The sequence below is a fragment of the Cyanobium sp. Alchichica 3B3-8F6 genome (assembly GCF_024346435.1).
Taxonomy (GTDB): Bacteria; Cyanobacteriota; Cyanobacteriia; order PCC-6307; family Cyanobiaceae; genus Cyanobium_A.
The window spans coordinates 64,668-85,221 of record NZ_JAGQCZ010000004.1; the positions used below are offsets into that span (position 1 = coordinate 64,668).

Below are 20,554 nucleotides of genomic sequence, written 5' to 3' on the forward strand. Positions count from 1 at the left end.
CCCGTGCTTCAGGGATAGTCTCTCGCTATCGGCCTGCCGCGTTCCATGGCGTCATCAACCATTCGCAGCATTTGCTGTATCGGCGCGGGCTATGTGGGCGGTCCGACGATGGCGGTGATTGCTGATCGTTGCCCGCAGATCCAGGTGAGCGTGGTGGATCTCAATGCCGAGCGCATCGCCGCCTGGAACGATCCCGATCTCAGCCAGCTGCCGGTCTACGAGCCGGGTCTGGATGCGGTGGTGGGCCGCTGCCGTGGCCGCAATCTGCACTTCTCCACGGCGGTGGAGGCGGCGATCGCCGCGGCCGACATGGTGTTCCTGTCGGTGAACACGCCCACCAAGACCAAGGGTTTGGGCGCTGGTCAGGCCAGCGATCTCAAGTGGGTGGAGGCCAGCGCCCGCACGGTGGCCCAGGCGGCCCGGGGTCACACGATCGTGGTGGAGAAGAGCACCCTGCCCGTGCGCACCGCAGCGGCGGTGAAGGCGATCCTGGATGCGGGCCCGGCGGGCAAGAGCTTTGCGGTGCTCTCCAACCCCGAGTTTCTGGCGGAGGGCACGGCGATCGGTGATCTGGAGGGTCCCGATCGGGTGCTGATCGGTGGCGAGGATCCGGAGGCGATCGAGGCCCTGGCAGGGATCTATGGCCAGTGGGTGGCCCCCCAGAAGATCCTGCGCACCAACCTCTGGAGCAGCGAGCTCTCCAAGCTCACGGCCAATGCCTTTCTGGCCCAGCGGATCAGCTCGATCAACAGCATTGCGGCCATCTGCGAAGCCACGGGTGCCGATGTGCGCGAGGTGGCCAAAGCGATCGGTGCCGACAGCCGTATTGGCGCGAAGTTTCTGCAGGCGGGCCCTGGTTTTGGTGGCAGCTGCTTCCAGAAAGACATCCTTAACCTGGTGTATCTCTGCCGCCACTACGGCCTAGAGGAGGTGGCGGCCTACTGGGAGCAGGTGGTGCTGCTCAACACCTGGCAGCAGCACCGCATCGCCAAGCTGGTGGTCAACAAGCTGTTTGGCACGGTGACGGGGAAACGGATCGGGGTGCTGGGCTTTGCCTTCAAGGCCGACACCAACGACACGCGCGAATCGCCGGCGATCCGCATCTGCCGGGATCTGTTGGAGGAGGGGGCGGTACTGGCGATCATTGACCCCAAGGTGAGCGAGCGGCAGATGGCGCGCGACCTGGGTCAGCCGGCTGGCGCGGCAACCGGCGATCACACTGCCGAGGGGAGCTGGCACCCGGTGAGCGATGTGCAGCAGGCGGCCAGCGGAGCCGATGCCCTGCTGCTGCTCACCGAATGGCAGCAATTCGCAGCGATCGATTGGCCAGCGGTGGCGACGGGGATGCGACAGCCGGCCTGGCTGTTTGATGCCCGGGCTAAGGCGGACGCCAGCGCCGCCCGGGCGGCGGGTCTCAACGTCTGGACCGTGGGGGAGGGCTGAGCGATGCCGGCTTCGATCACGCGCAACCTGGTCACCGGCGGCGCCGGCTTCGTCGGCTCTCACCTCGTCGATCGCCTCATGCAGGCCGGTGAGGAGGTGATCTGCCTCGACAACATCTTCACCGGCCGCAAAGCGAACATCGCCCAATGGATCGGCCATCCGCGCTTTGAGCTGATCCGCCACGACGTCACCGAGCCGATCAAGCTGGAGGTGGACCGGATCTGGCACCTGGCCTGCCCGGCATCTCCGGTGCACTACCAGTTCAACCCGATCAAGACCGCCAAAACCAGCTTCCTGGGCACCTACAACATGCTGGGCCTGGCCCGCCGCGTTGGTGCCCGGCTGCTGCTCGCCAGCACTTCCGAGGTGTATGGCGATCCGGAGGTGCATCCCCAGCCCGAGAGCTACCGGGGCTGCGTCAACACCATCGGCCTGCGCAGCTGCTACGACGAGGGCAAGCGCATTGCCGAAACGCTCTGCTTCGACTACCGGCGCATGCATGGCACCGAGATTCGCGTGGCGCGGATCTTCAACACCTATGGCCCGCGCATGCTCCCCGACGACGGTCGGGTGGTGAGCAACTTCATCGTGCAGGCCTTGCGGGGCGAACCGCTCACCCTCTATGGCGACGGCAGCCAGACCCGCAGTTTTTGCTATGTGGATGACTTGGTGGAGGGCTTGATCCGGCTGATGAATGGCAGCCACACCGGCCCGATCAACATCGGCAACCCGGGAGAGTTCACGATCCGCCAGCTGGCCGAGCTGGTTCGCGCCCGCATCAATCCCGACCTGCCGTTGACCTGTGAACCGCTGCCGGCCGACGACCCGCTGCAGCGGCAACCGGTGATCGAGCTGGCCCAGCAGGAGCTGGGCTGGCAGCCCACGGTGCCGCTGGAGCAGGGCCTGGACCCCACGATCGCCTACTTCCGCGAGGCGATCGGCTGAATGTCCAAGGCCCCGTTCCGCAAGCTGCTCTCCCTGATTCCGTACTGGTTGTACAGAATCCGGCACAGGACGCCGTGGAGCTTGCAGGCCGTTCCCCCCGCAGGTCCGGAGCCCCTTCCGTGACTATTTTCTTGACTGGTGCTGCCGGCTTCATCGGTGCAGCCGTGTGCGAGCGCTTGTTGGCTCGCGGCGAGCGGGTGGTGGGGTTCGACAACTTCAATCCCTATTACGACCCCGCCCTGAAACGGGCCCGGATTGCCCAGCTCCAGGCCACGGCGGCCACCACGGGCACCTCCGGCACCCCCTTGGCGCTGATCGAAGCCGATCTGGAGGATCGGGCGGCGGTGGAAGCGGCCTTCGCGCAGCACAAGCCCACCACGGTGATCCATCTGGCGGCCCAGGCAGGGGTGCGCCACTCGATCGAAAACCCGGCCGCCTACATCCAGGCCAATCTGGTGGGCTTCGGCCACATCCTCGAGGGCTGCCGCCACCACGGCATTGAGCATCTCGTCTATGCCTCCAGCAGCTCGGTGTATGGCGGCAACACCAATCTGCCGTTTGCCGAGCATCAGCCGGTCAACCATCCGGTGAGCCTCTATGCGGCCACCAAGAAAGCCAATGAGCTGATGGCCCACACCTACAGCCACCTCTACGGGCTGCCCGCCACCGGCCTGCGCTTCTTCACGGTGTACGGCCCCTGGGGCCGGCCCGACATGGCGCCGATGCTGTTTGCCCGGGCGATCCTGGCGGGGAAGCCGATCCGGGTGTTCAACCAGGGGCGCATGCGCCGCGATTTCACCTACATCGACGACATCGTGGCCGGGGTGATCGCCTGCGCCGATAAGCCGGCGACCGCCAATCCCGCCTTCGACGCCACGGCGCCCGACCCAGCCACCAGCTGGGCGCCCCACCGCCTGTTCAACATCGGCAACAGCGAGCCGGTGGAGCTGCTGCGCTTCATCGAGCTGCTGGAGCAGGCCCTGGGCCGGCCGGCGATCCGGGATCTGCAGCCAATGCAGCCCGGCGATGTGGAAGCCACCGCCGCCGACACAGCTCTGCTGGAGGCCTGGGTGGGCTTCCGGCCCGCCACCCCGATCGCCGTGGGGGTGGAGCGCTTCGCCCGCTGGTACCGCGCTACCTACGCCGCCACCGACGGCTGAGCGCCGGCAGGCAGACTCACCCCACTCGCTCCTTTCGCCTTGGCGTCGCTGCAGAGCCTGCGTGGCATGGTCGATCTGCTGCCCGAGCAGATCGGCCTGTGGCAGCACGTGGAGGCCACGGCCCGGGAGCAGTTCCGCCGCGCGGGGATCGCCGAGATCCGAACGCCGCTGCTGGAGGTCACTGAGTTGTTTGCCCGCGGCATCGGCGAGGCCACCGATGTGGTGGGCAAGGAGATGTACACCTTTCTCGATCGCGGTGAGCGCAGCTGCACCCTGCGGCCGGAGGGCACCGCATCGGTGGTGCGGGCGGCGATCCAGCACGGTCTGTTGAGCCAGGGGCCGCAGCGGCTCTGGTATGGCGGGCCGATGTTCCGCTACGAGCGCCCCCAGGCGGGCCGCCAGCGCCAGTTCCACCAGATCGGACTGGAGCTGCTGGGCTTTGCCGATGCCTGCAGCGATGCGGAGGCCATTGCCGTGGCCTGGGATCTGCTGGCCGCGCTGGGCGTTGGTGGCTTGGCCCTGGAGCTCAATTCCCTCGGCAGCGCTGAGGATCGGGCGCGCTACCGCGAGCTGCTGGTGGCTTGGCTTGAGCAGCGGCGCGAGCTGCTCGATGCCGATTCCCAGGCCCGTATCCACAGCAACCCCCTGAGGGTGCTGGATTCCAAACACCCAGGCACCCAGGCGCTGCTGGCGGAGGCCCCCAGCCTGGCGTCAGCCCTCAGCGACGACAGCCAGGCCCGCTTCGCCGCCGTGCAGCAAGCCCTCGCGGCCCTGGGGATCCCCTTTGTGCTCAATCCCCGCCTGGTGCGGGGCCTCGACTACTACAGCCATACGGCCTTCGAGATCACCAGCGGCCAGCTGGGCGCCCAGGCCACCGTGTGTGGCGGCGGCCGTTACGACGGCCTGGTGCAGCAGCTGGGCGGGCCGGCCACTCCCGCGATCGGTTGGGCCCTCGGCATGGAGCGACTGGTGCTGCTGCTCAGCCAGCTCGAGCGGCCGCTGGCGGCCGCTCCGGCGTTGGATCTCTACGTGGTGAGTCGTGGAGAGGCGGCGGCCACGCAGGCGCTGGCGCTAGCGCGGCTCTGCCGTCAGGCTGGCCTGGCGGTGGAGCGCGATGCCAGTGGCGCGGCCTTTGGCAAGCAGTTCAAACGGGCCGACCGCTCCGGGGCCCGCTGGGCGGCGGTGATCGGTGAGCAGGAGGCGGTTGATGGCCTGGTGGGGCTCAAGGATCTGCGCGCCGCAGCCAGCGGTCAGGAGGGTGCCCAGCCCGATCAGCGGCTCAGCCCCGCGGCCCTGCTCCAGGCGCTGCAGGCTGCCCTGAAGAGGCCATGACGCCGCAGGACCTGTCCACCACAGCCAGCCACTCCAGGGTGTTGGGCCTTTGACTGCCCATACCACTGAGCGCGGAGCAGTTTCGGCCCTGATGGGTGATCCGACCCTCGCGATCATTGCCGGTGAGGGCGCGCTGCCGAGGATGCTCTCGCAGGCCCTCGCCCGGGCGGGCCGCTCCCACATCGCCTGCTACCCCCATGGGTTGGAGGTGGATGTACCAGCGGCGGAGGAATTCTTCTTCGAGCGCTCGATCGCTTTCATCAAGTCGCTGCAGCAGCGGGGCATCGAGCAGATCGTGATGGTGGGCAAGTTTGTGCGGCCGCGCTCGCTCAACCTGCTGCGCTTCGAGGGTTCCACCTTGATGGCCGCTCCGCGCATCCTGGCATCGCTGCGCAACGGCGATGACGCCTCCCTGCGGGCCCTGGCCCAGATCATCGAGGAGCACGGTTTGCGGGTGGTGGGCATCGAGGATGTGGCGCCGAACCTGCTGCCGGAGCCCGGGCTCTACGCCAGCACCGTGCCCAGCGACATGGACCGGGCTGATGTGGAGCGCGCCGCTTACATCGTGGAGGCCATCTCCCAGGTGGATGTGGGGCAGGGAGCGGTGGTGGCCAAGGGGCTGTGCCTGGCCACCGAAGCCCTGCCGGGCACGGACGCCATGCTCGAGTGGGTGGCGGCCACGCGCACCGATCGGCCGGATACGGGCCGCTCCGGCGTGCTCTACAAGGCCCCCAAGCTCAACCAGGACAGGCGCATGGACCTCCCCGGCATCGGTCCCACCACCGTGGCCAAGGCCGCGGCGGCGGGCCTGGCCGGCATCGCCTGGGAAGCGCGCAGCGCCCTGTTGCTCGATGCGGAGCAAACGATGGCGGATGCCGAGCGGCTGGGGCTGTTTCTGTGGTCGCGGGAGTCGGATCCGGGCTAGTGGGCTAGTGGTCCCGGCAGTGGCCTTCCTCAGCTCCCTGCCTGCTCCAGCACGCCTTTGCTGCTCGGCACGGCGCCGGCGCGGCGTGGATCCACTTCCACGGCCAGGCGCAGCGCCCGCGCAAACGCCTTGAAGCAGGCCTCCACGATGTGGTGGGAGTTCACCCCATCCAGCTGGCGGATGTGCAGGGTGAGGCCACTGTTGTTGGCCACGGCCACGAAGAACTCCTTCACCAGCTCCGTGTCGTAGCTGCCGATCTTCTGGGCCGGGATCTGCAGCCCGTAGCTGAGGTGGGGCCGGCCGGAGCAGTCGAGCGCCACCTGCACCAGCGCTTCATCGAGGGGCGCCACGAAGTGGCCGAAGCGGTGGATGCCGCGCCGGTCGCCCAAGGCCTGGGCCAGGGCCTGGCCCACGGCGATGCCCACGTCTTCGTTGGTGTGGTGGTCGTCGATGTGGGTGTCACCCCTGGCGCTGATCTCCAGGTCCACCAGGCCGTGGCTGGCCAGCTGGTGGAGCATGTGGTCGAGAAACGGCACGCCGGTGTTCACCGTGCAGCGGCCGCTGCCGTCGAGCCCCAGCGTCACGCGCACGTCGGTTTCGCCGGTAACGCGGTGGATGGTGCCGGTGCGCATGGGACAACCGCGCCTGCGGGCGCCTGAGCAAGATGAACCGATCATGCCGAAGCCAGGCCCTTCGCCGCCAAGCATCTTGATGCCATGATGTCTTAGGCGTAAGCACTTTGATGCCATGCGCACCACGCTCACCATTGACGACCGCCTGCTCCGCCAGCTGCGTCAGAAGGCGCTCGACAGCGGCAGGCCTTTCAAGCAGGTGGTCAACGAGGTCCTCCAGGCCGGTCTCAACGCGCCTCCGGTGGGTATGCGGGAGCCCTATCGCTGCCCCACGTTTTCCATCGGTGCCCTGGCTCCAGGGGTGGATCTCACCAGGGCCAATCAACTGGCGGCAGCCCTGGAGGATGAACTCCTGATCGAGAAACTGCGGCAGGGCCGGTGATCCTGATCGACACCAACCTGTGGCTGTATGCCGCCCTGCAGGAGAGTTCCCAGCACCAGCAAGCCAAGGCCTGGCTGGAGGCCAGCTTCAACGGCGATGAAGCGATTGCCCTGCCCTGGAGTGTGGTGTTGGCCGTGCTGCGGATCAGCACCCAGAGCCGGTTGATGCAATCGCCGCTCACTGCCGTCCAGGCCCTGGAGCTGGTTGAGGGCTGGCGGCAGCATGCCCTGGTGGCGGAGCTGCAGCCGGGCCCGAGCCATTGGAGTGTGCTGCGATTGCTGCTCGAGGAGGCTGGAACGGCCGGCAATCTCACCAGCGATGCCCATCTGGCCGCCTTGGCCATTGAGCACAACTGCACGCTCTGCTCGGCCGACAGCGACTTCCTCCGCTTTCCAGGCCTGCGCTACCGCAATCCGTTGCGCTGAGGCCCAGCCCTCACATGCCGGTGATGCAGTAGCCGGCATCCACGTAGATCACTTGGCCGGTGATGCCGGAGGCCAGCGGGCTGGCCAGGAAGGCGGCGGTACTGCCCACCTCCTCCTGGGTGACCGTGCGCTGCAGGGGAGCCTTGGCCTCCACGTTGTGGATCATGTCGAGGATGCCGCCGATGGCGCTGCTGGCCAGGGTGCGGATCGGGCCGGCGCTGATCGCATTGACGCGCACTTGCTTTTCCGGGCCCAGCTCGGCGGCCAGGTAGCGCACCGAGGCCTCCAGGGCCGCCTTGGCCACGCCCATCACGTTGTAGTTGGGGATGGCCCGCTCAGCCCCCAGATAGCTGAGCGTGATCACGCTGCCTCCTTCGTTGAACAGGGGCTTGGCCCAGCGGCACAGCGGCGCCAGGGAGTAGGCGCTCACCTCCAGGGCCCGGGCGAAGCCCTCGGGGCTGATGGCGGAGTAGTCGCCGATCAGTTCGTCCTTGCCGGCAAAGGCCAGGCAGTGCACCAGCACATCGATCGAACCCCACTGCTGCTTCACCCGGTTGAACACGGCCTCGATCTGGGCCGGCTCCTGCACGTTGAGGGGCTCAAACAGGGTGGGTGCAAGCGGAGCGGTGAGTTCGCGCACCTTGGCTTCGAAGCGGCCCTTCTCATCGGGCAGGTAGGTGACGCCCAGCTCAGCGCCGGCGGCATGCAGCTGTTGGGCGATGCCCCAGGCGATCGACTTGTTGTTGGCAATACCCGTGACCAGGGCCTTCTTGCCGCGCAGATCGAGGAGCATGGGAGAAATGGCCAGGAGCCGAAGTGATGCGATCGGGGGATTCTCTCCCACCCGGGGATCTGCCCCGCCAGTTCGCCAGCCGCGCCGAGCTGGAAACCACCCTGCGGCAGCTGTTTCCTGAGGCCCCTGGCGGGTTGAGCCCGATCCCAGGTGGGCGCCGGGCGGCTGAAACGGCGCTCGCCGCCATCGATCCGCTGGCCTATGGCCGTAGCCGCAACCACCTCGATGGGGCTGTAACGCGCCTCTCGCCCTGGATCCGCCACGGCGTGCTCAGCCTGGTGGAGGTGCGCGAGGCGGTGTTTGCCTGGCTGGAGCGCAGCGGCCAGCCTCCGGCAGCGGCCCAAAAATTAATCAATGAGCTGGGTTGGCGCGACTATTGGCAACGGCTCTGGCGCCAGCTGGGCGATGGCATCTGGCATGACCGCGAACCGCTCAAGACCGGCCATGCCCCCGAGCGCTACGCCGCCGCGCTGCCGGCCGACCTGCTCGAGGCCCGCACCGGCCTGGCCTGCATCGACGGCTTCGCCCACGAGCTGCACGCCACCGGCTGGCTGCACAACCATGCCCGGATGTGGCTGGCCAGCTACGTGGTGCATTGGCGCCGGGTGCGCTGGCAGGCCGGCGCCCGTTGGTTTCTGCAACACCTGCTCGATGGCGACCCCGCCAGCAACAACCTCAGCTGGCAGTGGGTGGCCAGCAGCTTCAGCAGCAAGCCCTACCTGTTCAACCGCGACAACCTGGAGCGCTTCAGCTCCGGGCGCTACTGCCGCACCTGCGTTGCCGCCACAGACGGCACCTGCCCGTTTGACGCCAGCTACGAGCAGCTGCAGGCCCAGTTGCTGGCGGTCGAATCGGGTTCTGAATCGGAGATCGCGCCGTGAATCCCGTGCTCTGGATTCATGGCGAGGCCCTGGGGCCGGCCAATCCAGCTCTGCTGGCCCATCCGGGGGCGCCGGCGGTGTTTGTGTTTGATCGGCAGCTAATCGCCCAGGCGGGCCTCAGCCTCAAGCGCCTGGGCTTTCTGTATGAGTGCCTGCTGGAGCTGCCGGTGACCCTGCGCCACGGCGATGTGGCCGAGGAGGTGCTGGCCTTCGCCCGTCGCCATGGGGCCGATGGCGTGGTGACCAGCGCTGGCGTGGATCCGCGTTTCGCCCTGCTGTGTGATCGGATCGCCGCCCAGCTGCCGCTGCAGGTGCTGGAGCCCGAGCCCTTCGTGGCGTTGCCGGAGCCGGTCGATCTACGCCGTTTCAGTCGCTACTGGCGCCGGGCTGAGCCGGTGCTGTGGGCGCGGACTGAAGCAGGCGCTCCTCCTGCTCGAGCACGGCGTTGGGATCGCTGAGCAGGTCGGGCTCCTCCAGCAGCGGATAGGTCTCCAGCTTGACCTCGCCGGCATTGCGGGGGGGCTCCACCCAGCTGAAGCTGCTGCGGGGTGCCCGCGCACGGCAGAGGGCTTCGCTCTGCTGGCGCAGGGCGCGGTGCACATCGGCGCGGGCCACGGCCTCGAAGAACTCCTGGCGCGGGGCCAGGCCCGAGCTGAACGGCGCCGTGCCGTTGCCGTTGAAGAGCCGGGCCGTATCGACGCTCCAGCGGGGCTGGCAGCGGCCGCTCTGGCGCGTGTCGGTGTCGAGCCAGATGTGCAGGCCGTAGCCATCGGGTTGGCTCACCACGGCCAGGCCGTCGTTGGGCACCACCCGCTGCAGGGGGTAGATCGCCCAGCTCGCGTGGCGGTGGGCCGGCACGCAGGCGCTCAGCAGGGCAGCGCCGAGGGCGATGGCAAGGGCAGGACGTCTCCGGAATGGGGTCAAAATTGCTGGCACATGGCGGAGCCGCAGGAATCATGGCCCTCACCCCCTCCACGATGCTGCCGCTGGGCACACCGTTGCCGCTCGAGTTGATCCGCTCTGAACTGGCCGCCGGCAGCACCCAGCAGGTGAGCGGCAGCCCTCTGGATCTTCAGGCGCTGGCGGGTCGGCCGGTGCTGGTGCTGTTTCTCTGTGCCCACTGTCCGTTTGTGAAGCAGATCGAGCCGGAGCTGACCCGGCTGGCGGGCGAGCACGCGGGAGGCGCGGGCGTCTCCGGGTTGCAGCTGATCGGCATCTCCAGCAACAGCACCCTCACCCATCCCCAGGACGGCCCAGAGGGTCTGCGGGCTCAGGCCGCTGCCCATCACTGGAGCTTCCCGTACCTGTTCGACGCCGACCAGGCCCTGGCCCGGGCTTTTCAGGCCGCCTGCACGCCCGATCTGTTTCTGTTTGGCGCCGACCATCGCCTCGCCTATCGCGGCCAGTTGGACGACAGCCGACCTGGCAATGACCTGCCTTGCAATGGCCGCGACCTGCGGGCTGCCATCGCCGCCGTGCTGGCCGGCGATCCGGTGCCTGGGGAGCAGCGGCCGGCCATCGGCTGCAACATCAAGTGGCATCCCGAGCGCGGGCCGGTGGTGCGGGCGACTTAAGTTGCTCCGATGCAAGTGCCTCCGTTCAGCCTCAGCGAGCAGATCCATGAGCTGGGTGCGGCTCTTGATCAGGCCGTTCTGGAGGTGTTGCGCAGTGGTCAGTACATCGGTGGCGCCACGATTGGCCGCTTTGAGGATGACTTTGCCAGGGCCTGTGGCGTGCCCCACGCCATCGGCTGCAACAGCGGCACCGATGCCCTGATCCTGGCCCTGCGCGGCCTGGGCATCGGCCCCGGGGATGAGGTGATCACGGCCTCGTTCAGCTTTTTTGCCACCGCCGAAGCGATCAGCGCCGTGGGCGCCACGCCGGTGTTTGTGGATGTGGAGGAGAGCAGCTACCTGATCGATCTCGATCAGCTCGAAGCGGCCATCAACCCCGCTACCAAGGCGCTGCTGCCGGTGCACCTGTTCGGCCGCCCGGTGGATATGGAGCGGGTGTGCGCCATCGCCGAGCGCCATGGCCTCCGGGTGATCGAAGATTGCGCCCAGGCCACCGGGGCCAGCTGGGCCGGTCGGCCGGTGGGCAGCTGGGGCGATGCCGGCTGCTTCAGCTTTTTCCCCACCAAGAACCTCGGCGCCGCCGGCGATGGCGGGGCGGTCACCTGCCGCGATGCCGGCCTGGCCCAGGCCATCCGCGAGCTGGCCGTGCATGGCATGCCGCGCCGCTACCTGCACACAGCCCTGGGCTACAACAGCCGCCTCGATTCCATCCAGGCTGCCGTTCTCAACGTCAAGCTGCCCCACCTGCCGCGCTGGGTGGAGCGCCGCGGCGCCATCGCCCGCCACTACCGCGATTACCTGGTGGCCCTGGGTGGGGTGGCGTTGCCGGAAGCCGGACCCGCCGGCCACAGCTGGAACCAGTTCGTGCTGCGCGTGCCCCAATGCCCCGGCGCCTGCGCCTGCGAAGGGGCTTCTGCGGCCTGCGTGCCCTCCCCTGATAGTGCCAGTTTTGGCCTGCCCGAGGCCTGCTGCCGCGACTGGCTCAAGCAGCAGCTGCAGGATGCCGGCGTCAGCACGATCATTTACTACCCCATCCCGATCCACCGTCAGCCGGCCTACGCCGATCTGGGTTATGGCGCGGGATCCCTGCCGATCACCGAACGCCTCTGCACGGAGGTGCTCAGCCTGCCGATCTTCCCCGAGCTCACTGACGAGCAGCAGCAGCGGGTGATCGCGGTGCTGCGCAGCGTCGTGGCTCAGCCCTTGATCGTGGCGTAGAGGGCCTTGAAGCGGGCCTGCTGGAGTTTGTGGTTCACCAGGGGTGCTGGGTAGCCGCGGCGTTCCAGCGGTGCAATCTCGCCGCTGATCAGGTCGCGGCTGCTCACGTGCTTGAGCTCCGGCAGCCAGGTGCGGATGTAGCTGGCGTCGGCATCGAACTTGGCCGCCTGGGTCGCCGGGTTGAAGATGCGCAGCGGCTTGGGGTCCATGCCGCTGCTGGCGCTCCACTGCCAGCCGCCGTTGTTGGCGGCCAGGTCGCCATCCACCAGGCGTGCCATGAAGGCCGCCTCGCCCCAGCGCCAGTCGCAGATCAGGTCCTTCACCAGGAAGGAGGCCACGATCATGCGGCAGCGGTTGTGCATCCAGCCGCTTTCGTTGAGCTGGCGCATGGCGGCGTCGATGATCGGCATCCCGGTGAGACCGTCGCGCCAGGCCTCAAACCAGGCGTCGTTGTTGTCCCAGGGGAAGGCGCGCCATTGGGGCCGGTAGGGGCCGCCTGCCAACTCCGGGAAGTGAAACAGCGCCTGTTGGTAAAACTCGCGCCAGGCCAGCTCCTGCTCCCACACCTGAATCGACTGGCGCTCCTCCTCGCTGCGGGCCAGCGGACGGGCCTGCTGGGCGGCGGCCCAGGCCTGGCGCGGGCTGAGCGTGCCGAACTTGAGGGCGGCGCTGAGGCCTGAGGTGCCTGCCTCGCCGGGGATGTTGCGGCCTGGTTCGTAGCTCAGCAGGGGAGTCTGGCGGCCATCCCCATCGCAGAAGGCCTGGAGCTGCTGCTGGGCAGCGTGTTCGCCGGGGCGGCAGGGGCAGAGTTCGGCGCAGGAGAAGCCGTGCTCCAGCTCGGGGCTCACCAGTGGCAGCCCTTTGAGCTGGGTGGACTCGCAATCCATCAGGGCGCTCGGCGCCGACAGGGGATCCAGGCCACCCGAGGCGGCCGAACCCAGGGCGCTGGCTTGCTCCACCTGGCCGCGCCAGTTGCGCCAGAAGGGCCCGTAGACCCGGTAAGGGTCGCCGCTGCCGGTTTTAAGGGCCTCGGGGGGGATCAACAGCTGGTCCCAGTCGGCAAGCACCTTGCGGCCATCCGCCTGCAGGGCCCGTGCCACCCGCCGGTCGCGCTCGCGCCCGAACGGCTCCACGTCCCGGTTCCAGGCCACCACTTCGGCGCCCAGGCCAGCGGCCAGGCGGGGTAATAGCTCGGCGGGGTCGCCGTTCAGGATCACCAGCCGGCTGCCGGCCTGCTGCCAGGCCTGCTGCAGCTCCCGCAGGCTCTCAGACAGAAACCACAGCCGCGCCGGGGCCATGCTGGGGTCCGTGAGGATGGCGGGATCCAACACGAACACCCCCGTCACCGCTGGAGTGGCGGCGGCGGCCGCCGCCAGGCCCCGGTTGTCGGCCAGGCGCAGATCGCGGCGATGCCAGAACAGCCAGCGCTCCGGAGCCATCAGATCCCCAGCAGTTGCTTGGCCCGCAGCCAGGCGGTGACGCTCTTGCCATCCAGATATTCGTCGCCGCTGGCCAGGGCCCCATCCAGCTCGCCGGGTTCCATCAGCAGCACCTCCAGGTCCTCGTCGTCGTCGCCGGCGGGGGGCTCGGCCAGGGGGCTGAGGTCGCGGGCCAGGAACAGGTGAATCACCTCATCGGAGTAGCCCGGGCAGGGCAACATCGCCCCCAGGGGATCCCAGCGGCTGGCGCTGTAGCCGGCCTCCTCCTGCAGCTCCCGCTGCATGGTGCTGAGGGGATCTTCACCCTCATCGAGGGTGCCGGCCGGAAATTCCAGCAGGCGGGTGGCCACGGCGAAGCGGTATTGGCGCAGCACCACCACGCGGCCGTCCTCGAGCACGGGCACTGCCAGGGAGGCGCCGGGGTGGCGGATCAGGCCGAAGCTGCCCACCACACCCATCGGCAGCTCGACGCGGTTGACCTCAAAGCGGATCTTGCGGGCGTCCAGGGTGGCAGTGGTTTCCAGGTGGCGCGCAGGCTCGGGAGCGGGGAGGGGCGCCATGGGCGAGCGGTGGCTGCAGCAGTGCTATCAGCATCGCGCAGGGATAGCGCGCGGGGTGGTTTTCGCTGGCCGTATTGGCGGGTCGCCGTCTGATCCAGCCCTGCCCGGTCGGGATTTTGTCCTGTCCTGGCCTGTCCGAAATGTGGTCACACTTGTGACTACATGGCTAACACTCGGAACAAGCGGTTCCTGGTAGCCCATGGATGCAGAGGTTATGGATGCACCAGTTCAAGTCAGCCTGCGGGATGCCAAGGCCCAGCTCTCGCGCTTGGCGGATGCTGCCCATCAGGGCGAAACCGTGCTCCTCACCAAACACGGTCGGCCCTGGGCGCGGTTGGTGCCTCTGGAGGCTGGCCCGGTGCCGCGGCGGTGCCCTGGGCGGTTGCTGCGGGAGGGGCTCGAGGTGGATCCCTACGGCCTGGTGCCCGGCGCCCGGTTTGCCCGACCATGACACCGCGACCGCTGGCTTCAGGCTTTCTGCTCGATACCCATGCGCTGCAGTGGTGGTGGTGTTCGCCCCGATTGCTTTCGGAGCCCGCTGGGCGGGAGGTGCTGCGCGATCCCGCCCAGCGGGTGGTGGTGAGTGCGGCCAGTTGGTTTGAGTTGGCGGAGGCCCATCGGGCAGGTCAGCTGCCGGGTTTGGAGGTGGCCCTGGAGCGCTTTCCCCAGTTGCTGGAGGCCGATGGTCTGGACTACTTGCCGGTGTGGCCCAACCACCTGCAGCGGGCTGGCAGGACTGCCCAGTCTCCGGTTGATCCAGGCTGCGTGGATCGGGTGGATGCCCTGTTGGTGGCCCAGGCCGAGCTGGAGAACCTGTTGCTGATCAGCGTGGATTCGGGGCTGGTCCGGCTGGGGGCTCGGCTGTTCTGGTGAGCGAAGCGGCTTCCAGCTGCTCGGGCCAGCCGGGTTGGCCGGCCAGGGCTACAGCCGTGCAGCCGGGGCCTGGGGCCGTTCTTTCCAGAGCCGCCAGTGGGGCCAGCACGAAGTCTCGCTCTCGCCAGAGGGGATGGGGCAGCTGCAAGCGGGGGGTGTGGCAGCGCAGGTCCCCCCACCAGAGCAGGTCGAGGTCGAGGCTGCGGGGTCCCCAGCGTTCCTGGCGCTCCCGGCCAAAGCGCTGCTCCAGCTCCTGCAAGTCCTCCAGCAGGTCCTCGGCAGCATCTGCGCTGGCCTCGAAGGCAACGCTTGCGCCCTCCACCAGCACGACGGCATTGACGTAGTTGGGTTGGCCGGGGGGGCCACCCACAGCTTGGGTTTCAAACAGCGGAGACCAGCGGAAGGCAGTCGTCTCTCCTGGGCGCCGCAGATCCTGGCTCCATCCCCGCACGCTCGCTTCCAGCAAAGGCCGCACCGCGATCAGGGTGGCGATTGGGTTGCCGCAGCGGCTGGGCAGGTTGGCGCCGAGGGCGATGGCCAGGCTCGGCGTGGCACCGCCGCCGGTCTGATCAGCGAGACTGGCTCTCACGTGAATCGGCTCTGGGCCCCTCCATGGTTGCAAGCGAATCGGTTGCAAGCGGATCGCCCACCACCAGTGATGCCGCGGCCCGTGCCTTCCCCCTGGCGGCGATCACCGGCCACGGCACCCTCAAGCTGGCCCTGCTGCTGGCTGCGGTCGATCCCGGCCTGGGCGGGGTCGTGATCGCCGGAGGGCGTGGCACCGGCAAGTCGGTGCTGGCCAGGGGTTTGCACGCCCTGCTGCCGCCGATCGATGTGCTCGATGTGGGCGGTACGGCCCTCAACATCGATCCCCAGCGCCCCGACGACTGGGACGCCGCCACCTGTGCACGCCTCACCGAGCTGGGCGCCGACCCCACCGGCGCCGATGCCAACGCCCTGCTGCCCACCACAGTGGTACCGGCGCCGTTCGTGCAGGTGCCTCTGGGCATCACCGAAGACCGGCTGGTGGGCTCCGTGGATGTGACCGCCTCGCTGGCCAGCGGCCAGGCGGTGTTCCAGCCGGGCTTGCTGGCGGAAGCCCACCGGGGCGTGCTCTATGTGGACGAGCTCAACCTGCTCGACGACAACATCACCAACCTGCTCCTGGCGGCGGTGGGCTCGGGCGAAAACCGGATCGAGCGGGAGGGCCTGAGCCTGTCGCACCCCTGCCGCTGCCTCCTGATCGCCACCTACAACCCCGAGGAGGGGGCCGTGCGCGATCACCTGCTGGATCGCTTCGCCATCGCGCTGTCAGCCAACCAGGTGCTGGAGCTGGATCAGCGGGTGGAGATCACCCGCAGCGCCATGGCCCAGGCCGAATCGAGCCAGGCCTTCCGGCAGAAGTGGCAGGACGACACCGATGCCCTGGCCACCCAGCTGCTGCTGGCGCGTCAGTGGCTGCCCGATGTGCAGATCTCCCGCGAGCAGATGGCCTACCTGGTGAACGAGGCCCTTCGGGGCGGCGTGGAGGGACACCGCAGTGAGCTCTATGCGGTGCGGGTGGCCAGGGCCCATGCGGCCCTCAGCGGCCGCGATCGGGTCGAGGCCGACGACCTCCAGGTGGCGGTGCGGCTGGTGATCGCGCCGCGGGCGCTGCAGCTGCCGCCCCCCGATCCCGATCAGCCGATGGAGCCGCCGCCACCCCCCCCACCGCAGGGCGAGCAGCCGCCGGAGGATCCGGAGCCGCCCGAAAACGAGCAGAATCCGGACGAATCGGACCAGGACGACACCGAGGACGAACAAGAGGACGACACCCCCGAAGACCAGGCGCCTCCCCAGGTGCCGGAGGAGTTCCTGCTGGATCCCGAGGCCATCGCCATCGACCCCGACCTGCTGCTGTTCTCCTCGGCCAAGGCCAAGACCGGCGGCAGCGGCAGCCGGGCGGTGGTGTTTAGCGATTCGCGCGGCCGCTACGTCAAGCCGATGCTGCCGAGGGGCCCGGTGAAGCGCATCGCTGTGGATGCCACGCTTCGGGCTGCGGCGCCTTATCAGAAATCCCGCCGTGAGCGCGAACCGCACCGCACCGTGATCGTCCAGGACGGCGACCTGCGGGCCAAGCAGCTGCAGCGCAAGGCTGGTGCCCTGGTGATCTTCCTGGTGGATGCCAGCGGCTCGATGGCTCTCAACCGCATGCAGAGCGCCAAGGGGGCCGTGATCCGGTTGCTCACCGAGGCCTATGAAAACCGTGATGAGGTGGCCTTGATCCCCTTCCGCGGTGAGCAGGCCGAGGTGCTGCTGCCCCCCACCCGTTCGATCACCGCCGCCCGCCGGCGGCTGGAATCCATGCCCTGTGGCGGTGGTTCACCGCTGGCCCACGGCCTTTCCCAGGCCGCCCGCGTGGGGGCCAACGCTCTGGCCACCGGTGATCTGGGCCAGGTGGTCGTGGTGGCGATCACCGATGGCCGCGGCAACGTGCCCCTCAGCCGCTCCCTGGGGCAACCGCAGCTGGAGGGCGAGGAGCCGGTGGACCTCAAGGAGGAGGTGAAGCAGGTGGCCAGCAAGTACCGGGCCCTGGGCATCAAGCTGCTGGTGATCGACACCGAGCGCAAGTTCATCGGCAGCGGCATGGGCAAGGACCTGGCCGAGGCCGCCGGTGGCAAATACGTGCAACTGCCCAAGGCCAGCGATCAGGCCATCGCCGCCATCGCCATGGAGGCGATCAGCGGGGTGTAGTGGCCTTCTCTCGTGCCGCTTTGTCGCGGGCGGCACCGGTCTGGGCGGGGTAGAGCTCTTCGAAGAATTTGCCGAGCCCCACGGCCACGCTGCGGATGCCGTCCATGAAGCGGGGGTCGTCGGTCAGCTTGGTCACATCACCGCCCACGGCATTCCATTTGGCGGTGAGCTGCTCGGCATTGCTGACGGTGGACTGGAGCTCGTGCAGGGTTTTCGGGTTGTCGAGGGCTGCGATGACGCGGCGCAGGTGGGCCGTGCTGCTGTTCAGGTTGGTGATCGTGGGGTGGGCCGCTTTTACCGTGGCCTCCAGCTCCCGGGCCAGGGCCTGGCCGTCCTTCATGAAGGCGGAGGTGTCCTTGGCGGTGCGCTCGAAGTTGCCGGTGGCTGTCGACACCTTGCTCAGCAGCTGCATCTGGTCGGCTTCCACCAGCAGCTTGTGCATCAGGGTGGTGACGCTGGTGAGGCTCGGCCCCTGCAGTCCTGTGATCGTGGAGCCATTGCACAGGGCCAGGCTGGGATTGCAGGCCTTGGAGCGCGGATTCGGAGCGCTCGGAGGCATCGGTTTGCCGCTGCTGACCAGGGACACCTGCGCGTCCCCGCCCAGGAGGGACGCCTCGCCGATCTGGGCGAAGGCCGGCCGAGCCAGCTTGAGGTCGGGATGGTTGATTTCCAGCTCGGCGACCACGGCCTGCGGGGTGACCCGCACCTTCCGCACGCTGCCAACCAGCACTCCTCGATAGACGACCGGTGAGCGCTCGGCCAAGCCCGCGGCTTCATCGAAGTTGGCCTTCACGGTCCAGTTCTGACGGCCCAGGGAGATGCCGCGTAGCCAGAAGGACAGTCCCATGGCACTGGCAATGGCCGCCAGCAGGGAGAAGCCAACGATCGCCTCACGAATACTGCGGCGCATGGACCTAAGACTCCGCCGGCTGCATCGGTCCGCGCAGGCTACCGCTCCTGAACTGCACCACGTAAGGATCGCTGCAATGGCGGTAGTCCTCAACCGTGCCACTCCAGCGAAACTGTCCGTCGTAAAGCAGCACCACCCGCTCGGCTGAGCGTTCGATGGTGCTGTGCACGTGGCTGACCACCACCGACGTGGCCTGCGCCACATCGGTGGTGCGCACGATCAGATCTTCAATCCGGGTGCAGGCCACCGGATCGAGGCCGGCGGTGGGTTCATCGAACAACAGCAGCGGCATCTGATCGCCGGCTTTGCCCGGATCGTTGATCAGGGCCCTGGCAAAGCTGACCCGCTTCTGCATGCCGCCGCTCAGCTCCCCGGGAAGTTGCTCTTCGGTGCCATGCAGTCCGACGGCATCGAGGGCGGCGCCCACCCGGTCGCGAATCTCCCGTTCGCTGAGGCGGCCGAAGCGATACAGCAGGAAGCCGACGTTTTCGCGCACGGTCAGCGAACCCAGCAGAGCAGGGTTCTGAAACACCAGGCGCACATCGGGAGGGTTGCGCTGATCAAGGCGCAGGTAGGTCTGGGGAACGCCGTAGAGGCTGAGCTGGCCGCTGCTGGGCAACTGCAGCCCGGCCAGCAGCCGCAGGATCGTGGATTTGCCGGCTCCAGACGGACCCACCACCACCAGGCGTTCCCCCGGCGCGATCTGCAGGTTCACCCCGTCCAGCACCCGCCGGCTGCCCCAGCGCACGCTGAGGTTGTCCATCACAGCCAGCGGCGGGGCCTGGAGCGGTGCTGAGGAAGCCAGGGGCGGCGCGGCAAAGCTGGATCCCATCCTGACCCTTTCCGCCCGCGAACAGCCTCCGTAAAGTTCAGCCAGTTGCGGCAGCGTCCTCCCCCGCCCTTTGCGCCCCCCCGCTCCGGCTTCCCGATTGCGGCGCTCCCGCCGACCGCTGCCGAAGCCGGGCTGGCTGGGCCGCGGCGATCTGCGCCAGAAGGATCTGATGAGCCGCTCCAGGCGGGCGGCCCGCTGGCTGCAGCCCGGTTTGGTGGTGAAGCGCTGGGTGCTCACCTCCGGCCTGGGCTTGCTGGTGGCCCTGCTGGGGGCAGCGGTGTGGGCCGATCTGCAGCCGATCTACTGGATGCTCTCCAGCATCCAGTGGCTGCTGGCCCAGGTCACCGGGGTGCTGCCCCGCAAGATCACCGGCCCCCTGGTGCTGCTGGTTGGCGCCGTCTTGATCTGGCTCGGCCAGAGCCGCAGTTTTGGCTCGATCCAGCAGGCCCTGGCCCCGGAAAAGGACACCTTGTTAGTGGATGCCCTGCTGGCCCAGCGGCGCCTCAACCGGGGGCCCAACATCGTGGCGATTGGGGGTGGCACCGGGCTTTCCACCCTGCTCAGCGGCCTGAAGCGCTACAGCAGCAACCTCACCGCCATCGTCACGGTGGCGGATGACGGAGGCAGCAGTGGGGTGCTGCGCCGGGAGCTCGGGGTGCAGCCGCCCGGCGACATCCGCAACTGCCTGGCCGCCCTGGCCAGGGAGGAGCCTCTGCTCACGCGTTTGTTCCAATACCGCTTCAAGGCTGGCAGCGGCCTGGAGGGGCACAGCTTCGGCAACCTGTTTCTCTCGGCCCTGACGGCCATCACCGGCAACCTGGAATCGGCGATCACGGCCAGCAGCCGGGTGCTGGCCGTGCAGGGGCAGGTGGTGCCCGCCACCAATGCCGACGTGCGTCTCTGGGCGGAGCTCGAAAACGGTGAGCGCATTGAAGGTGAATCGAAGATTGGCCATGCCGCCAGCCCGATCGTGCGGTTGGGTTGCATCCCGGAGCGGCCCCCAGCCCTGCCCAGGGCCCTGGAGGCCATTGCCAACGCCGATCTGATCGTGCTGGGCCCCGGCAGCCTTTACACCTCGCTGCTGCCCAACCTGTTGGTGCCCGCATTGGTCGAGGCCATCCGCCGCAGCAAGGCCCCCCGCCTCTACATCTGCAATCTGATGACCCAACCCGGTGAAACCGATGGGCTCGACGTGGAGGGGCATGTGCGGGCCATCGAGGCCCAGCTCGCCAGCCTCGGCGTGGATGAACGCCTGTTCACGGCGGTGTTGGCCCAGGAGGATCTGGGTGATTCCGCCCTCGTGGCCCACTACCGCCATCAGGGGGCCGAGCCCGTGACCTGCGACGCGCGCCAGCTGCGCCGCCAGGGGTACGACGTCACCCTGGCCCCACTTCAGGGGGCCAAGCCCACCGCCACCCTGCGCCACGACCCCCGTAGCGTTGCCCTGGCGGTGATGCGCTTCTTCCGCAAGCACCAGCGCGGCGCCTGAACAAACGC

Annotated in this window: 23 protein-coding genes; 15 read left to right on the forward strand and 8 right to left on the reverse strand. The window is 68.3% G+C overall.

Annotation, left to right across the window (positions count from 1 at the left end):
* The first annotated feature begins 45 nt into the window (after positions 1–45).
* From KBY65_RS04640 to KBY65_RS04660, 5 genes are all read left to right on the forward strand, one after another.
* The gene (locus KBY65_RS04640) at positions 46–1,443 is read left to right on the forward strand and encodes a nucleotide sugar dehydrogenase (protein ID WP_255000690.1); all 1,398 of its coding nucleotides are present in this window, start codon (positions 46–48) and stop codon (positions 1,441–1,443) included.
* A gap of 3 nt (positions 1,444–1,446) precedes the next feature.
* Positions 1,447–2,388, forward strand: coding sequence for a UDP-glucuronic acid decarboxylase family protein (locus KBY65_RS04645; RefSeq protein ID WP_255000691.1), 942 nt, complete (start codon positions 1,447–1,449; stop codon positions 2,386–2,388).
* Positions 2,389–2,513: 125 nt separating this feature from the next.
* The gene (locus KBY65_RS04650) at positions 2,514–3,548 is read left to right on the forward strand and encodes an NAD-dependent epimerase (protein WP_255000756.1); all 1,035 of its coding nucleotides are present in this window, start codon (positions 2,514–2,516) and stop codon (positions 3,546–3,548) included.
* A gap of 39 nt (positions 3,549–3,587) precedes the next feature.
* Positions 3,588–4,880, forward strand: a complete 1,293-nt coding sequence (gene hisS, locus KBY65_RS04655) for a histidine--tRNA ligase (RefSeq protein WP_255000692.1) — start codon at positions 3,588–3,590, stop codon at positions 4,878–4,880.
* 91 nt (positions 4,881–4,971) lie between these two features.
* Positions 4,972–5,805 carry an LpxI family protein gene (locus KBY65_RS04660; protein ID WP_094559088.1) on the forward strand — a complete coding sequence of 278 codons (834 nt, stop codon included), beginning with the start codon at positions 4,972–4,974 and terminating at the stop codon, positions 5,803–5,805.
* Positions 5,806–5,834: 29 nt separating this feature from the next.
* Here KBY65_RS04660 and hisB read toward each other — a convergent pair whose 3' ends face one another.
* Positions 5,835–6,437 (reverse strand): imidazoleglycerol-phosphate dehydratase HisB, encoded by a 603-nt coding sequence (gene hisB, locus KBY65_RS04665; protein WP_094559089.1) that lies wholly within the window; start codon positions 6,435–6,437, stop codon positions 5,835–5,837.
* A gap of 115 nt (positions 6,438–6,552) precedes the next feature.
* Here hisB and KBY65_RS04670 point away from each other — a divergent pair, with 115 nt between their 5' ends.
* On the forward strand, positions 6,553–6,819 hold the full coding sequence (locus tag KBY65_RS04670; protein ID WP_094559090.1) for a hypothetical protein: 267 nt from the start codon (positions 6,553–6,555) through the stop codon (positions 6,817–6,819).
* The gene (locus tag KBY65_RS04675; RefSeq protein ID WP_094559091.1) at positions 6,816–7,244 is read left to right on the forward strand and encodes a type II toxin-antitoxin system VapC family toxin; all 429 of its coding nucleotides are present in this window, start codon (positions 6,816–6,818) and stop codon (positions 7,242–7,244) included. Before KBY65_RS04670 ends, KBY65_RS04675 begins: the two co-directional genes overlap by 4 nt.
* Before the next feature lie 10 nt (positions 7,245–7,254).
* Here the strand turns inward: KBY65_RS04675 and fabI are convergent, their stop codons facing one another.
* Positions 7,255–8,037, reverse strand: coding sequence for an enoyl-ACP reductase FabI (gene fabI, locus KBY65_RS04680; RefSeq protein WP_255000693.1), 783 nt, complete (start codon positions 8,035–8,037; stop codon positions 7,255–7,257).
* A 26-nt stretch (positions 8,038–8,063) separates the two neighbouring features.
* On the opposite strand from fabI, the gene KBY65_RS04685 reads away from it, so the two are divergent.
* Both KBY65_RS04685 and KBY65_RS04690 read left to right on the forward strand, forming a co-directional pair.
* Positions 8,064–8,918: an FAD-binding domain-containing protein gene (locus tag KBY65_RS04685; RefSeq protein WP_254988037.1), complete on the forward strand. Its 855-nt coding sequence runs from the start codon at positions 8,064–8,066 to the stop codon at positions 8,916–8,918.
* A complete protein-coding gene (locus KBY65_RS04690; RefSeq protein WP_094559094.1) occupies positions 8,915–9,376 on the forward strand; it encodes a hypothetical protein in 462 nt (153 codons plus the stop codon). The genes KBY65_RS04685 and KBY65_RS04690 overlap by 4 nt, the downstream gene beginning before the upstream one ends.
* Here the strand turns inward: KBY65_RS04690 and KBY65_RS04695 are convergent.
* Positions 9,285–9,842, reverse strand: a complete 558-nt coding sequence (locus KBY65_RS04695; RefSeq protein WP_255000694.1) for a hypothetical protein — start codon at positions 9,840–9,842, stop codon at positions 9,285–9,287. The two genes, KBY65_RS04690 and KBY65_RS04695, sit on opposite strands and share 92 nt — an antisense overlap.
* A gap of 32 nt (positions 9,843–9,874) precedes the next feature.
* On the opposite strand from KBY65_RS04695, the gene KBY65_RS04700 reads away from it, so the two are divergent.
* On the forward strand, positions 9,875–10,492 hold the full coding sequence (locus KBY65_RS04700) for a thioredoxin family protein (protein WP_094559095.1): 618 nt from the start codon (positions 9,875–9,877) through the stop codon (positions 10,490–10,492).
* Positions 10,493–10,501: 9 nt separating this feature from the next.
* Entirely contained in the window at positions 10,502–11,710 is a 1,209-nt protein-coding gene (locus KBY65_RS04705; RefSeq protein ID WP_255000695.1) for a DegT/DnrJ/EryC1/StrS family aminotransferase, read from the forward strand.
* On the opposite strand, the gene KBY65_RS04710 is transcribed toward KBY65_RS04705, so the two are convergent.
* Together KBY65_RS04710 and KBY65_RS04715 are read right to left on the reverse strand one after the other, a co-directional pair.
* Positions 11,689–13,149 (reverse strand): FAD-binding domain-containing protein, encoded by a 1,461-nt coding sequence (locus KBY65_RS04710; RefSeq protein ID WP_255000696.1) that lies wholly within the window; start codon positions 13,147–13,149, stop codon positions 11,689–11,691. The genes KBY65_RS04705 and KBY65_RS04710 overlap by 22 nt on opposite strands.
* The gene (locus tag KBY65_RS04715; RefSeq protein ID WP_255000697.1) at positions 13,149–13,709 is read right to left on the reverse strand and encodes an NUDIX hydrolase; all 561 of its coding nucleotides are present in this window, start codon (positions 13,707–13,709) and stop codon (positions 13,149–13,151) included. Before KBY65_RS04715 ends, KBY65_RS04710 begins: the two co-directional genes overlap by 1 nt.
* A 199-nt stretch (positions 13,710–13,908) precedes the next feature.
* Between KBY65_RS04715 and KBY65_RS04720 the strand changes: the two genes are divergently transcribed.
* Positions 13,909–14,160 carry a type II toxin-antitoxin system Phd/YefM family antitoxin gene (locus KBY65_RS04720; RefSeq protein WP_254988026.1) on the forward strand — a complete coding sequence of 84 codons (252 nt, stop codon included), beginning with the start codon at positions 13,909–13,911 and terminating at the stop codon, positions 14,158–14,160.
* Complete coding sequence (locus tag KBY65_RS04725) at positions 14,157–14,582, forward strand: type II toxin-antitoxin system VapC family toxin (RefSeq protein ID WP_255000698.1); 426 nt, start codon at positions 14,157–14,159, stop codon at positions 14,580–14,582. The genes KBY65_RS04720 and KBY65_RS04725 overlap by 4 nt, the downstream gene beginning before the upstream one ends.
* On the opposite strand, the gene folK is transcribed toward KBY65_RS04725, so the two are convergent.
* Complete coding sequence (folK, locus tag KBY65_RS04730) at positions 14,533–15,171, reverse strand: 2-amino-4-hydroxy-6-hydroxymethyldihydropteridine diphosphokinase (protein WP_255000699.1); 639 nt, start codon at positions 15,169–15,171, stop codon at positions 14,533–14,535. The genes KBY65_RS04725 and folK overlap by 50 nt on opposite strands.
* Before the next feature lie 23 nt (positions 15,172–15,194).
* Between folK and bchD the strand changes: the two genes are divergently transcribed.
* A complete protein-coding gene (gene bchD, locus KBY65_RS04735; protein ID WP_094559101.1) occupies positions 15,195–17,315 on the forward strand; it encodes a magnesium chelatase ATPase subunit D in 2,121 nt (706 codons plus the stop codon).
* Here the strand turns inward: bchD and KBY65_RS04740 are convergent.
* Together KBY65_RS04740 and KBY65_RS04745 are read right to left on the reverse strand one after the other, a co-directional pair.
* A complete protein-coding gene (locus KBY65_RS04740; RefSeq protein WP_255000700.1) occupies positions 17,302–18,225 on the reverse strand; it encodes an MlaD family protein in 924 nt (307 codons plus the stop codon). The genes bchD and KBY65_RS04740 overlap by 14 nt on opposite strands.
* 4 nt (positions 18,226–18,229) lie before the next feature.
* A complete protein-coding gene (locus KBY65_RS04745; RefSeq protein WP_409996422.1) occupies positions 18,230–18,988 on the reverse strand; it encodes an ABC transporter ATP-binding protein in 759 nt (252 codons plus the stop codon).
* A 238-nt stretch (positions 18,989–19,226) separates the two neighbouring features.
* Here KBY65_RS04745 and yvcK point away from each other — a divergent pair, with 238 nt between their 5' ends.
* Positions 19,227–20,546, forward strand: coding sequence for a uridine diphosphate-N-acetylglucosamine-binding protein YvcK (gene yvcK, locus KBY65_RS04750; RefSeq protein WP_255000757.1), 1,320 nt, complete (start codon positions 19,227–19,229; stop codon positions 20,544–20,546).
* The last annotated feature ends 8 nt before the right edge of the window (positions 20,547–20,554 follow it).